The sequence below is a fragment of the Vibrio sp. Isolate33 genome, from assembly GCF_022397895.1.
GTDB lineage: Bacteria > Pseudomonadota > Gammaproteobacteria > Enterobacterales > Vibrionaceae > Vibrio > Vibrio pomeroyi.
Genome location: NZ_JAKEUP010000007.1, coordinates 136017 through 150507, shown reverse-complemented (window position 1 = coordinate 150507; position 14491 = coordinate 136017). Strand labels below are relative to the sequence as shown.

The following is a 14491-nucleotide window of genomic DNA, read 5'->3' as shown; positions in this document are numbered from 1 at the left end:
CTCATAGATAGATGTTATAACATAACAACTTTATCATTTAGCTGGAGTGATGAAAAGAGAACATTGAACCGTATCGCATTTTATTTGTCGTTTAATTAACCTTTTTGAATAATTCATTAAGAACAAAAAAGCGCCCACTAAATTTATTGTTCATAAATAGTAAAGCGCTTTCGTAAAGTCTTAGAAATGGCGGTGGGCGTTCTAAATTAATGACACGCCGCTGAGGTATCTTCTGCTGGGAAACACTTTTGTTTAACCTGAGAGATAAACGGGTACAGGAATGCGATACGCCCAAGATAGAACAGAGTAAACGCTAGCCACAAACCATGATTGCCCCACGCTCCAACCGCAAACGCTTGAACAGCCAAGAACACCAACAAAGTAGCAATACTAGAATCTCGAACCGGACGTGTGGTTCCTGTTCCGGTAAAGATGCCGTAAACCGTCAAGCCAAAGCCTGCCACCAGCGGGAACACAATCAACCACGGAGCCATCTCTTGATACAAGGCAACCAGCGCTGGAATATCGGTAAACAAGAAAACAATCATGTCCTTAAACATCAAGGTTAAAAGCGTCAGCGCAGCAATGAAACCAGCTGTCCATTGGAAGTTAAGCCTTAACACACGATCCAACATCGACGCATTTTTCTGCCCCACTGCTTTACCCGCAAATACACTCGATGCGTTGGCAATACCATCAAACATGTAACTGACGATAAAGGTCACCTGCATCAGAATCGCGTTAGCGGCCAGAACATCGGTACCCAATTTAGAACCAGTACGCGCCATCATGTTGAAGAACACCAAGATGCAAATTGTACGTAACAGTAAGTCAGTATTCGAAGAGATGATTGTCGACAGGTCTTTCTTGGTCATCTTCGAGCCTTGCAGGAACTCAGAGACCGAGATGTTGCTCGTTTTCATAACCAGCGTCATACCAATCGCAAAGGTGGTGATTTGTGCAATCAAACTTGCGTATGCCACTCCCGCAACACCTAAGTCGAAATAGAGTACGAACACCGCATCCAAGACAATGTTCAACACATTGCCAAACACTTGTGTGTAAAGGACTTCTTTGGCCTTCGCCTGCCCCATCAACCAACCGATAATGGTGTAGTTGAGCAGTACAAAAGGCGCGCCATAAATCAAAATACTGAAGTAGATATGTGCTTGCTCAGCCACGTTCGCTTCAGGCTCTATCACCCACATCGCACCTTGCCAGATGAGGGGTTGTATCAAGATAAAGATCAAACCCACCAAACCAGACAGCACAAATGGGCGCATCAAGCTGCCCGCTAGCTCAGAGCGATTCCCTTTCCCCAATGCCATCGCACTTTGCCCTGTCGTGCTGACACGGAAAAAGCCAAACAACCAGTACATGGTGTTCATGATGATGGTGCCGATCGCCACACCACCGATCAGTTCAGCGATGCCAAGCTGACCAATCACGGCGGTATCCACCGCACCAAGCAGAGGCTGAGTCACCGTTGAGATGATGAAAGGGAAAGCGATTTTTAAATAATCTTTGTGGGTAATGGTCATATTCTAACGAGTGATATTAAGAACTATTTGCAATTAGAAATGGATGCTATCGCTTAATCCGTACGTTGTCATCATTTACTGGGGTAAATTATCAACAAAACACCTTTATCTTAGTCCACCTGCATAAAATCGTTGGCTGCTATTAGTCGTGCTAATTTGTCTCAACAAAAGATCAAAATCTGGTTCAACAAAACAGCACAACCATCGATTAATAAAAACTCACGGGAAGGTAGAAATCGAGCTCGAACACCTCATCGGTGTTAAGAAAGTGATTCTGATGATAATGCACATAAGCCGGAGTGGAACGCTGCTTAAAGCCAGACGTAGGTAGCCACTTTTCTAATACCATGCTGATCTGTGGGAGCAGTTCTCCATAACGACCATTCAGCCTAAACACCGCATGTAAGCCGCCCGGAATCACCATCTGATTAACCACACTACGATACTTAATCGGTTCATTAATCGCGATACACGCCACGTAGCGACACTGATCCATCTCAACCCAAGCAGGGTTCGAATGGTGCAAACCAAATTGGCTCGAGAAATCGCGTTGTTCGGAGTTCGCCCATGCTTTCAATATCAACCACGCATTACGAATGGAACGGTTATAACCCGTATGTCGAACATAGGCTGCCATGCGCTCAGGTACTTCAATGATCTTAGGTTCAGGCAATACTCGCTGCGCGACATTCAAATAGCCCGCTGCTACTTCTGGATCTTTCAAGTAGGGCTTTTCGGCGATCTGTAAATCGTGTTTACGCCACTCACCTGGCGACATGTTAAAGGTTGCTTTAAACGCGCGGCTAAACGAAGACACCGAACTAAATCCACACTTACTGGCGATTTCCACCACCGAGGACGTGGTATCGAACATCAATTGATTGGCAGCGTACTCCATTCGGGTGCGTCGAATGTATTGATGTAACGACTCTCCAACCACGCTTTTGAAGGTGCGATGAAAGTGCTGCTCGGAATAAGCTGCAATCTCAGAAAGCGCTTTTGCCGACAAAGGCTGGCTAATGTCTTGGTGAATATGGAACAGAACATCATTGATTCGAGATATGTGTTGACGCGACATCGTTTAAATAGCATAAATGGACATGTTTAAGAGCATAAACGGACACGCTTATTTTTACAATTGCCGTGTAATATCAAGCGATAGAATAAAAACGAAAAACGACGAGACACAACACATGGAAATCGCACAGTCATTACAACAGATTCAATCTTCATACATTCGAGAGATCCTCGCAGCCGCAAGCGATCCAAATGTCATTTCATTGGCCGGTGGCTTACCGGATGAGAAAACATTCCCTATCGATTTGATGAAACCAACGCTAGAAAACCTAGCGAACATGCCTGAAGTTTTCCAATACGGCTCGACTGCGGGTTACGGCCCGTTGCTTGAACACCTAACGCAAAGCTACCAACTGCCAGAGACTCATACAGCGATGATCTGTACTGGCTCACAGCAAGGTTTGGATTTGATTGCTCGTGCGTATGTTGACCCGAATGATGTGGTTGTAATGGAAGCGCCAAGCTACTTGGGTGCGATGCAAGTGTTTGGTTTGGTTCAAGCGAACATTGTGACTGTGTCTCAAACCGAATTTGGCCCGAACCTTGATGAACTAGAAACGTGTTTTGCGCAGCAATCGCCAAAGATGTTCTATGCCGTGCCAGATTTCCACAACCCAACGGGCGTTTGTTGGACAACGGAAACTCGTCAAAAAGTGGCTGAGCTATGTATCAAATACAGCGTGGCATTCATTGAAGATGCACCTTACCGTGAGCTGCGTTTCACAGGCACAGAGTTGCCGTTGGTTTCATCTTTCTGTCCAGACAACTCTATCGTTCTTCGTTCATTCTCTAAGATTGCATCGCCAGGCTTACGTATTGGTGCGGTGACAGGTAAACGCAGCTACCTTGATCCACTGATTAAAGTGAAGCAAGGCGCGGATTTACACTCAAGTGTACCTATGCAAGCTCTGCTTGTTGGTCTTCTAAAGCATGAAGATTTCAACCTGCATATGGAAAACATTCGCACACTGTACAAATCACGTTATGAAGTGTTGTTCTCAGAACTAGAGAAACAGCTGCCTGCAGACTGTGTATTAAAATCCGTTGATGGCGGGATGTTCATTTGGGTAGAAATCCCGGAGTGCGACACCTTTGAACTAGCGAAAACTCTACTTTCTAATGGTGTGGCGGTTGTACCAAGCCCAGTATTCTATCCAAAGGCTGATGAAGCAAAAGCTGCACTGCGCTTAAACTTCACTAACGCTAATCCAGAAGAATTGACCGAAGCGGTGAAACGCTTAGCGGAAGTACTTAACCAAGCGTAATCGCTGATTAGATAAGACAGATTAACACCAAGGCCCTGCTGTATTTTTACAGCAGGGCCTTTTTGTTTGGCGCCTTCACAGGTTAATCTTTCAATCTTTCAAATATGCATCTATCACGTTCAACATTGTCTATTTTTGAATGCTAAGAACCTGCATAAGATAAGCACATCAAACGACAACACCACTTATCACTGAAAGGTTATGACTATGAGTACACAACAACTGATTCTTGAGCTTACGTTAATCGGATCGATGTTTTTAATCACCGGCTTTTTCCTATTTCGCTCATATAACTCAAGTGACGCGCTGTCTCTGAAAGCACAAAAAATTCTGACTGGCTTGCTGGGCGCATTCCTGTTGATGGCAGGTACAGTAAAGTTCTTTGACCCGTTCACCACTATGTTTGCAAAGCAGATTGCGCTGAGCGAACTGCCCTTCCCAGCACTTTCTCGTTGGGCAGGTCAGTTAGGTGAAATGACGGCAGGTGTGTTGTTGTTAGTGGTTATGATTGGCGGACGCAAGCTGAACACCGAATTACGTAACAAGGCGATGCTCGCTTCAACACTGCTGACTACGGCTATCATGGTGGTTGCAGTATACGTCCACCTTTTACCAAGCGTGCCTGCAGAAGTGCTACCACTGCAATCGAAACCGCCGGTGATGACGTTGTTCATCCTTGGTTTAGCTTCGCTCAATGCTTATCTGTACCACAAGAACAAATAGCCGTTATCTAAATAGTTCAAACCTCAACGCCAGCTTAGTCTGGCGTTATTCGTTTCTATCTTCATTAATCGAAGCCAAAAACTCAGCAGAATTCTCAAACCTCTCAAAGATCATATCCCTAAACGCCACTACTCGGCTTGCTATTAGCTTTCTGTCTGCCCACAGCATAAAGGCTTTGCCTGTTGGGCATTCTACGTCTGGCAACACCTGAACCAATTTGTCTTGTGCCGCAAAGCGCTCAAATGACGATTTCGGCATCAAGCATATCCCAGCCCCCAACAAGGTCGCCTCAATATTGAGCCTTAAACTGCTGACCGAATACTTAGGTTGGTAAGGTACGCGAATGGTTTTACCTTGCTGCTTCAAATCCCAGTAAGGCATGTTATTTCCAGACAACAAGCGATGTGAAATCAGCTCTTCAGCACTGTTTGGCGTACCATTTTTCTCGATATAACTTGGAGAAGCCGCTAGCACCAATGGCGATTCAAACAGCTGGCGTTGGATAAGATGTGTGGCATGCGGAGGACTGGTCACCAAGGCTAAGTCGATCTGCTCATCAAAAAAGCGTTCTGTGCCAGCACTGAAATGAATCGAGATATTCACCTCTGGGTGTATCTCCATAAACTCAATCGCGAGCTTCTGTAGAAAGTAATCGGCAAATGGCTCTGGGCACGACACACGAATTTCGCCGGTTAATACGGGCTGGCTGTTGGATAGCTGAGTCCACTCATGATCAAGCTGAGAAAAAAGCGAAGCAAAGCGTTGATAATACTCATCACCCGCTGTCGTCAACTGGAACTGCTTAGCATTGCGATGCACCAGTTTTTCACCGAGTTTATCTTCAAGGTGAGCCACAGCTCTTGATAACGTTGGCGCAGACACATGAGTTTTCAAACTCGCAGCAGCAAAGCCACCACACTCAACAGACTGACAAAACAGGTATAGATTGGAGATATCTTTAGCTTTCATATATGCACGATTCAGATTCAAATCTGTCTATTTTTGATTGTTACTACCGAGATTAGAATAGTGCCATCAATGAGTCAATCGGAGCACATCATGAAAAAATTTCCACGTAAATTCCAATACCCACTAATGGTTTCTATGGTACTGCCAACCATGCTACTCAGCATGCCTGCCATCATGGTTGCTAAAAACCTCCCGCAAGGCGGCGTATTTTTTGATGCTTGGCTAACCGCTGTCGCTCAAATGCTTCCATCCGCATTATTGTTATTGGCTGTGGTTGCCCCAACGGTTCGACTGTTCGTGACTAAGATGTTGATAGAACCAGTGAGCAAGTAGCTACAAATTTCGTTGATAGTATCAACATTATTGACAACGAACCGTCCTTACGACTATTGTTGATACTATCAACGTATATTTCTATGGAGAGAACATGTCATCGGTTATGCAGATCAGAAGCGAGCTACGTTATCTCGTTCGCGAACTTGGATTATTGGATAAGAACTGCCTAAATTCAGGTTTATCACTCACGCAAGTTCACCTTCTAACTTACCTGCGCAAGAACGGACCAACTCCCTTTTCTGAGCTCAGCATTCAGCTAAGCGTGGAAAAGGCATCGCTAAGCAGAACGCTTAATTCTCTAGTCGAAAAGCTCTATATCGAGACCTCGTCCAGCGCAACGGATAAGCGCCAAAAGCTGTTTTCTCTAAGACAAGAAGGATTACAACGCCTAGAAGAAGCCGATGATTCTGCTAATCACGAGCTGTCTCAACTGCTCAACTTAATGAACCCAGAAGATACGCAAAATGTAATTGATGGGCTGCGAGCGTTGCGACTGAGTGCCTTTCGTAAAAACGCCACTCACAATAAAGCCAGAATACAGATCGAAGCTTGCACACCTGTGTATCGCGCAGAAATTGATTCACTGATTAATGACACCTTTGCGGATGAACAAAGTATTCCCGAGGATCTCATTCCTCTTTCTGCCGATATCAATCAAAAGTGGTGGCTCGCACGATCAGGTGAATACGTATTGGGTGCAGTCGCCGCTTGGGAGCAAGAAGGCGAATGGCACTGGGGACGTTTTGCGGTCGACAATCGATTCCGCGGCTTGGGTATCGGCAAAGCATTAGCGCGTTATTCGCTGGTTCAAACTCTAGAAGATACTAACCAAGTTCATATTGAAGCACGCGATACCACCGTCAACATCGTAAAAGCACTTGGCGGAGAGGTTATTGGTGACAGGTTCGATTTCTATGGGATGCCAGTCACACCTATGTGTTTAACCCTAAATCAGCTTGAGGAAGCGACGAAAGCGCAGGAATTCACCCTGCCCACTCACCTGTAGTCTCTTCTTTTATTGCGCATGTGACTCGCTATTAAACAATCACCTGCCTAGGACTTCACGTGGCAGGTGAGGTGAATCATCAAAACCTTATTTATTGAGGTGATAAATAGCCCTACATTTGGTTGGTTTTTGTCCTACATCGCCTTGGTTATACTGCGGCGGATTTTAATAAGCCATCATGACAAGCTAGGTTGAATTACCCAACTATGATCAGAATAGGCAACCGCTCTGGATTTACGTTCCAGCTCGCAGAAAGGAAAAACCATGTCTCAATATGTTGTATGTGCTCTGTATAAATTCGTAGCACTTGATGATTACCAAGAAATTCGCCAACCACTCACCGAATTGCTAGAAGCCAACCAAATCCGCGGTACTTTGTTACTTGCGAGTGAAGGCATCAACGGCACTGTTGCTGGTAAGCGCGAATCTATCGACGCCCTTCTTCAATGGTTCAAGCAAGACTCTCGCTTAGCTGATGTCGTTTACAAAGAATCGTTCAACGAAGAACAACCATTCAACCGTACCAAGGTTAAGCTTAAGAAAGAGATCGTAACCATGGGCGTTGAAGGTATCGACCCTCGTCACGTTGTCGGTACGTACGTTAAGCCAAACGAATGGAACGACCTTATCTCTGATCCAGATGTGATCTTGGTAGATACTCGTAACGATTACGAAGTCGATATCGGCACATTCAAAAATGCCGTCAATCCAAACACGGAAACCTTCCGTGAATTCCCTCAGTACGTAGAAGAAAACCTCGACCCTAAGAAACACAAAAAAGTCGCGATGTTCTGTACTGGCGGTATTCGTTGCGAAAAATCAACAGCCTACATGAAAGAGCAAGGCTTTGATGAGGTCTACCACCTTGAAGGCGGCATTCTTAAGTACTTAGAAGAAGTGCCAGAAGAAGAGAGCATGTGGGAAGGCGACTGCTACGTATTTGATGGACGTGTTGCGGTTAACCACCAGCTAGAAAAAAGCGGTTACGATGTGTGTAACGCTTGTCGTCTGCCAATCACTGATGAAGACAAAGCGTCTGAGCACTTCGAAAAAGGCGTAAGCTGCCCTAAGTGTATTGATAAGCACACCGACGAGCAAAAAGCGCGTTTCCGCGAGCGTGAGAAGCAAGTTCAACTATCAAATGCTCGTGGCGAAACCCACGTAGGTGGCGAAGCTGCTCACCTTATCGAACAACGTAAGAAAGAGAAGCTAGCACACAAAGAGCAGCAACGTTCTGGTAAAAAAGCGAAGTAAGCTTTCTGCTTTAGACCTATGGTTATAAACGGTTAACTTATAGCTATAAACATAAAAAGGGCGCAAGTTCGAAGACGATTCCTCGAGTTTGTGCCCTTTTTTGATCGCTTTACTGCTTTGTGTTTTGAACCACATTTCTTTCGATAAATTGCTTCTATACTATCAGGGCGTGTTGACCTTCCGCGATTAGATTTTGTTCGAGATAAAAACGGTTTAATCGAGGCGAGGGAGAAGTAGCCTAGTCATTCTAAGCAAATCTCCCTCAACAAAGAGTAAAACGCTTTTAGCCGAACCCTTCGGGCAGCATTTGCTGGTTATTTCTACTACGTTATCGGCCTCTCATGTAGGCTAGCTACACATCAAAGCCTCTACCTTGTAGAAATACCCAGCAATTCGCCGCAAAAACAAGCTCGAAAGATCAACACGCCCTAAAAATTCGACTAGAGAGGAAGTGCCAATGCTCAATGAAAACCATGCCTTTATCTTAGATTTCCCAGATCTTAAATTAGACATTGTTCAGCTCAACCACGACGACGAAAAATTCAAAGCAGACATGCAGAAATACCATCAACTCGACTACGACATTCGCCAACTAGAAATCTCTGGCAGCCCTATCGATGACGACAGCATGCACAACCTCAAAGTAGAACGCATGGAGCTAAAAGACTCACTTCACAAGCAGCTCACTCGACATCACGCGCTTAAGCTCGTTTAAACGAGTTCTACAAATATGACTTTTAGAGCCACGCACACCGCGTGGCTTTTTCGTTTAATCCGTCTATCAATCTATTATGGTATTGTTTACTTATACGAAGCTCAGAATAAGGACGTGGAAAGAGTGACAGTCAAGGATGACAAAATACAATTCCAACTCGTTGCAAACTCAGAATTTGAAGAACTGTTTGCTTGCGTCAAACAAGGTATTTTTGAACATGTTGATAAGGCCTTCGGTTGGGACGATGACTTTCAACGTAACCGCCTATTAAACGACTATCATCCCTCTTGGTTTCATTGGATATATCGCGAAAAGGAAAGAATCGGACTCGTCTGCTTTAAACCTTACGACAATGCATACCATATACACCTTCTGATCATTTACCCTCAATACCAAGGCAAGATGCTCGGTAAAGAAGCAATGTCACTCATCCACAACAAAGCCCTTCGAGAGCAACGAAATCAAGTCACCCTCTCTAGCTTTAGAAGTAACGCTCGCGCCATCAGCTTCTATCAGGCGCTTGGCTACCAGGTTGTTGATGATGGTGATAAGGATTTCTTGGGTATGGCTCTCTATCTAGACAACAACACACTTTCTTAATTAAAAGCTCTAGCAACTCGCCCTTCACTACTCAGTTCGTAATGACCAATGTAGGCTGGGATAAATACCGATTGCCCTTTAGTGAGTGTTAAGTGCTCACCATTTTGGCTCATCAGCGTTAAATCATCATCTATTGCCATTAAGATTTCAGCACCGCTTGTGATGACTTCCTCTTGCTGTGGGCAATGGAAGATATTGAAACTAAAATCGCTGACAGGAATAGCATAGCAATCACATTGCCCCTGCTTTGAGGGCGCTAACAACAAGCGGTTAAACGGAATTGGAGTAAACTCTGTGCAAGCTACCAACTCAGCAACATCAATGTGTTTCGGCGTTAAACCCGCGCGCAACACGTTGTCTGAATTTGCCATAATCTCGAGCCCAGTTCCCTTAATGTAAGCATGCGGAGTGTTCGCATTCAAATACATCGCTTCACCTGGCTTCAATGTGATCAAGTTAAGCAGCAGGACGCAAAACAGACCTATATCGTTCGGGTACTGATGGCTCAGCTCAGTAACCAAAGCAAACTCAGCTTGGTCTTGGTGAGCGTCTGCGTAAGTCAGAAGCTGCTCTAATGCTCGATGTTTACGCTGGTCATTCAGCGTTAATAGATCACGGAAAAACGCCTCTAAACCTAGAGAATCAAGGTGGTTGCCAAACTCTTCAACCAAATCAGCAAGCTCGCTAGAATTCAATTGTCTGAATAGGCCTAATATTTCATCGAACTCTCGAAAACCATTCATCGCTTGATATTCAGTGATCGCGTAAACCAATTCAGGCTTGTGGTTAGAATCTTTGTAATTACGGTGACCTGCAGTCAGAGGGATCTTCGCTTGCTCTTCTCTCGCAAAACCTAACTCAGCTTGTCGCTTGTTTGGGTGAACTTGTACAGACAGCGCTTTTTCTGCCGCCAAAATCTTAAATAGGAACGGTAGCTCACCAAACGACTGCGCAATATCAGTTGATAGGTAGGCCGGTTTATTCTTGTTAATCAGCTCAGATAGAGGCACTAAATGTTGGTCAAGCTTCACCATTGAGCAGCCTTTGGGATGTGCTCCCATCCAAACTTCCGCTTGTGGTTGTTGTGACTCATTTTTGAAGCCAAACAGTTCACGTATCGAGGAGGTACTTCCCCATGCATAATTTTGGATAGTGTTTTCCATTGGGAAAAATGAGTGTTCTGAGAAGTGACTGAGTGACATGGCTTTTTCCGTAGTGAGCCCTCTGAAGACAGTTCAAGAGAGCTAATTCTAATAACGTGAATAATTAGAAAGACTACAGAGAGCGGCTATAACCCACATGAGACGGGGTCTTAGACGCAATAGGAAAAATTCTTAGAAACAAATGAGAGAGAGATAAAACGTGAAAAGAGTCACATTTGAATACTACGTATAAAAAACGCTGAAGATAAGTTAGCTGCACAATAACCAGAGGACCATTAACAGCTACCTTATTGACGAAGAAACCCCTTACAAACCAGAGCGAGCTTCTGCACTTTTCTGAGGTGATTGAGCTTGTAAGAAAGGCAGTAGAAGTAGCCCGATAACGGCAGCACAGGTTGAGATGGTAATGAAGAACCCACTCCAACCGTAGATTTCTAGAACGAGCGCTAATGGATAACCAGAAAGTGCCGCGCCCATATAAGCAAATAAGCCGACAAAACCTGTAGCCGCCCCGGCAGAATCTTTATGCGAACATTCTGCGGCAGCCATACCGATAAGCATTTGAGGACCAAAAACAAAAAAGCCAACACAAAATAACCCAGCAGCTTGAAACACAAAGTTGGTTAATGGCATCAACCACAATGCAGAAACTGAAAGAAATATGCCGATGGCAAACAAAATATTCATCGGGCCACGGTTGCCACCAAATAGCCTATCCGATCCCCACCCAGCAACAAGTGAACCAACGAAACCGCCAATCTCGAACAGAGACAACGCAGCGTTGGCGTTTATAAGGCTGTAATCGTGCTCTTCGGTTAAGTATAAATTGCCCCAATCATTAACCGCGGTTCTTACGATGTAGACCAACACATAACTAAAGGCGAGCAACCAAATGTACTTGTTGCTGAATACGTAAGTTTTCAGGATTTCTCGATAGCTTAACCCTTGTCCATGGCTCTCTTGCGCCAACTCTAAATGGTCATTACGCCACTTCCCTATAGTCGGAAGTCCCATGGTGGTGGGCTTGTCACGTAAGCGCCAACAAACGATAAGACCAATAAAAACACCAATCACACCCGGCCAAATAAACCCTGCTCGCCAACTGAATTGAAGAGTTAGGTAGCCTACAAGAATAGGAATTAGTGCACCACCAACGTTGTGTGCTGTATTCCAGATAGCCCAGCGAAAACCTCTTTCAGAGCGGGAATACCAAGTCGTCAATAGCTTGGAACACGATGGCCATCCCCAACCTTGGAACCATGCATTGAGCACCCAAAGTGAGATGAAAGCCGCCAACGAACTTGAAAAGCCAAACGCGATATTGATCAAACCTGTCGCGATTAGGCCAAGTCCCATGAAATAACGAGGATTTGAACGGTCGGAGATCGTGCCTGAGATAAATTTCGATAAACCATAAGAAAGATAGAAGAGTGTGCCAATCAAGCCGATATCGCCTTTGTCCAATCCAAGATCAGTGATCATTGCTGGCGCGGCATAATTAAAGGTTTTACGAGTGAAGTAAAAACCTGCATAGCCAACATACATTCCTATCATGATGTGAAGACGCCAATAACGATAACTCTGATTGACCTCATCATCGCTTAGGGTATGACTTTTTGACGTTGTTGAGCGCAGAAATCCAAACATATTCGTTCTCACACTTTAGGTAATGTAACGCTGATATCGGAACCCGAAGATGATCCATTAGCGTTGATTGTCATCTTGCCGCCGAGCGCCTGAACACGCTCTTGCATACCACGAACACCCATTCCTTTGAGAAGATCCTGCGCTGTAAAACCAACACCGTTGTCTGTAATTCGAAGATAAGCTTGATCGTCTAAAATCAGTTCTATCCTAATTTCACTTGCTTCAGCATATTTGTGGGCATTATTTAAAGACTCTTGGCACAGTCGGAAGAGAGTAACCTTGAGCGTGTCACTCAAACATGAGTAGTCACCTTGCCAATTTAACTGAATATCAACACCGTGATCCGAGAACTCCATTTCACGTATGAGCTGTTCAACGGAGTCCTTCAGGTCAAGGTCATCCAACATTTTTGGTCTTAGCTTCGTTAGCAAACGCTTGGTGGTGTCATAAACATTCAACGACAATGATTCAATCGTACCAGCACAGCGAACGCTCATTTCAGCCGCATCGACACGTTTAATAATGCTCGCTTGAGTCCGAATTGCCGTGATGTTCTGGCCAATTTCATCATGTAACTCACGGGCAATATCACGACGAACCGATTCTTCAGCGGTGACTAACTGACGGGAAAGGTTTTGATTCCTAGAGAGCTCACTTCGTAATTTCGCGTTGAGATCTTTTTGTTTTTGAACCGCTAAACCAAGCAATATACCTGTGATGGTCTGAGCGGAAAGAGACAAGAGTAAGTCGGTAATTTCGAGTTTGGACGTGCCACTGTGGGCTGCAATCAACGCGACGCTATTTAGCAGAGTAGCGAGCAAGGCGCCTTGCCATCCATAACGAACGGCGAGCAAGATAATAGGGATAGCCATACAGAACGGGGCGAAGCGCCTTAGTTCATCTGGCAAGCTGGTTTGTATCAAAATACTGGCGACCAACAAGACGCTGTATAAAGCGATGTGGCGGATTTTGAACTCAACGACATTGTTGATTAAGTAAGAGCTCAGTGGCGCCCACTTGTTTTGGAATAGATAGTTCCAGACCAGATAACACATCGGCACCAGCATTAAGCCACCCGTGATACTCACCAACCACACCATGTAAACGGCTGGGACATGAGAGCCCACCACGGCTACATTAATCAGTGAAGTGACCATAATTAAGCTCGCCATCACTAACAGGTGACGGTTTTGGTCACCGTAATAATACCGTTTGGCAAATAGAGTGGCTGGAATGCTTAATCCGCTGGCGATTAAAATGGTTAACCATTGGGGTTCATCCAGTAATAGAGCCAAGGCGATCGCGAGCCCCCACTCTGCAACATAAATGGCAGGCCAATAGTGAGTGCGAGTGTGCAGCGTCATACCCAATCTTAACGAGAATGGGAAAAGCAGAATGGCTAACTCTGGGTCGTTAATAAAATAGAAGGCAATAACCCATAAACAAAACCATGCACAGCCAGCCATGAAGACGCCACATAAGGAAGTGGCCAGATAGGAACGCATTAGTATTGTTCTTGCGTGAACAGTTTCGCTAACTCAACGTTGTTTTTAACATTGAGTTTATCCATCGCATTAGCGCGGTGCACATGTACCGTTTTATGGCTGACACCCAATTCTACGGCGATAGATTTCACATCGAGCCCTGTTGCTAATAGCTGACAGACTTCACTTTCTCTTCGGGTGAGCTGATTTATAGAGGCTTTGTTCTTTATTGGTGTCGCGAGCTTGATAGCAATATCGGGTGTGAGATAACAGCCACCGTTCGCACTCGTGTGTACGGCTTGGATTAACTCATCAGGACTGCAGCGTTTGCTGAGGTAGCCTTTGGCGCCTAACTCTAATGACTTTTCAACCATCGCAGGAGAATCATGAACGCTCAACATGATGCTAGCAATGCCTGACGGTATCTCTTCTAACAAACTCAGGCCACTTTCACCCTGCATTGAAATATCCAAGATAACCACATCAGGATGACAACTTGGTAATCCGAGACGAGCTTCTGCCGCAGAGTTAAATTCACCTACTACCGTAATATCAGCTTCAAGGCTGAGTAATTGAGCAAACCCAGATCGAACAATAACGTGGTCATCAACAAGCGCAACATTAATCATGATAGTAACCAAAATTAAGAGTAAGAAAGAAAAATAGCCCCAATAGGAGCTATATAGAATTAAGTTTATTGATAGAGATGAT

Annotated in this window: 14 protein-coding genes; 7 read left to right on the top strand and 7 right to left on the bottom strand. The window is 44.8% G+C overall.

Annotated features, from left to right (window positions below; genetic code table 11):
* Positions 1–206 precede the first annotated feature (206 nt).
* Together L1D37_RS12840 and L1D37_RS12835 are read right to left on the bottom strand one after the other, a co-directional pair.
* Positions 207–1541: an MATE family efflux transporter gene (locus L1D37_RS12840; protein WP_239848130.1), complete on the bottom strand. Its 1335-nt coding sequence runs from the start codon at positions 1539–1541 to the stop codon at positions 207–209.
* A 208-nt stretch (positions 1542–1749) separates the two neighbouring features.
* On the bottom strand, positions 1750–2619 hold the full coding sequence (locus L1D37_RS12835; protein WP_019820145.1) for a GyrI-like domain-containing protein: 870 nt from the start codon (positions 2617–2619) through the stop codon (positions 1750–1752).
* A gap of 115 nt (positions 2620–2734) precedes the next feature.
* On the opposite strand from L1D37_RS12835, the gene L1D37_RS12830 reads away from it, so the two are divergent.
* A complete protein-coding gene (locus L1D37_RS12830) occupies positions 2735–3883 on the top strand; it encodes a PLP-dependent aminotransferase family protein (protein WP_239848129.1) in 1149 nt (382 codons plus the stop codon).
* Between the two features lie 207 nt (positions 3884–4090).
* Complete coding sequence (locus L1D37_RS12825; protein ID WP_239848128.1) at positions 4091–4606, top strand: hypothetical protein; 516 nt, start codon at positions 4091–4093, stop codon at positions 4604–4606.
* Positions 4607–4651: 45 nt separating this feature from the next.
* Here L1D37_RS12825 and L1D37_RS12820 read toward each other — a convergent pair whose 3' ends face one another.
* Positions 4652–5575: a LysR family transcriptional regulator gene (locus L1D37_RS12820; RefSeq protein ID WP_239848127.1), complete on the bottom strand. Its 924-nt coding sequence runs from the start codon at positions 5573–5575 to the stop codon at positions 4652–4654.
* 90 nt (positions 5576–5665) lie between these two features.
* On the opposite strand from L1D37_RS12820, the gene L1D37_RS12815 reads away from it, so the two are divergent.
* The 5 genes from L1D37_RS12815 to L1D37_RS12795 all read left to right on the top strand — a co-directional run bounded on the left by L1D37_RS12815 (position 5666) and on the right by L1D37_RS12795 (position 9486).
* A complete protein-coding gene (locus L1D37_RS12815) occupies positions 5666–5908 on the top strand; it encodes a DUF2798 domain-containing protein (RefSeq protein WP_239848126.1) in 243 nt (80 codons plus the stop codon).
* A gap of 94 nt (positions 5909–6002) precedes the next feature.
* Positions 6003–6917: a GNAT family N-acetyltransferase gene (locus L1D37_RS12810; protein WP_239848125.1), complete on the top strand. Its 915-nt coding sequence runs from the start codon at positions 6003–6005 to the stop codon at positions 6915–6917.
* A gap of 264 nt (positions 6918–7181) precedes the next feature.
* On the top strand, positions 7182–8171 hold the full coding sequence (locus tag L1D37_RS12805; protein WP_239848124.1) for a rhodanese-related sulfurtransferase: 990 nt from the start codon (positions 7182–7184) through the stop codon (positions 8169–8171).
* Between the two features lie 457 nt (positions 8172–8628).
* A complete protein-coding gene (locus L1D37_RS12800) occupies positions 8629–8886 on the top strand; it encodes a YdcH family protein (protein ID WP_102277184.1) in 258 nt (85 codons plus the stop codon).
* A 123-nt stretch (positions 8887–9009) separates the two neighbouring features.
* Positions 9010–9486 (top strand): GNAT family N-acetyltransferase, encoded by a 477-nt coding sequence (locus L1D37_RS12795; protein ID WP_239848123.1) that lies wholly within the window; start codon positions 9010–9012, stop codon positions 9484–9486.
* Here L1D37_RS12795 and manA read toward each other — a convergent pair.
* The 4 genes from manA to uhpA all read right to left on the bottom strand — a co-directional run bounded on the left by manA (position 9483) and on the right by uhpA (position 14409).
* A complete protein-coding gene (gene manA, locus L1D37_RS12790) occupies positions 9483–10688 on the bottom strand; it encodes a mannose-6-phosphate isomerase, class I (protein ID WP_239848122.1) in 1206 nt (401 codons plus the stop codon). The two genes, L1D37_RS12795 and manA, sit on opposite strands and share 4 nt — an antisense overlap.
* 267 nt (positions 10689–10955) lie before the next feature.
* Positions 10956–12296, bottom strand: coding sequence for an MFS transporter (locus L1D37_RS12785; protein ID WP_239848121.1), 1341 nt, complete (start codon positions 12294–12296; stop codon positions 10956–10958).
* An 8-nt stretch (positions 12297–12304) separates the two neighbouring features.
* Positions 12305–13801 carry a signal transduction histidine-protein kinase/phosphatase UhpB gene (gene uhpB / locus L1D37_RS12780; RefSeq protein ID WP_275665509.1) on the bottom strand — a complete coding sequence of 499 codons (1497 nt, stop codon included), beginning with the start codon at positions 13799–13801 and terminating at the stop codon, positions 12305–12307.
* Positions 13801–14409 (bottom strand): transcriptional regulator UhpA, encoded by a 609-nt coding sequence (gene uhpA / locus L1D37_RS12775; RefSeq protein WP_176678983.1) that lies wholly within the window; start codon positions 14407–14409, stop codon positions 13801–13803. Before uhpA ends, uhpB begins: the two co-directional genes overlap by 1 nt.
* Positions 14410–14491 lie beyond the last annotated feature (82 nt).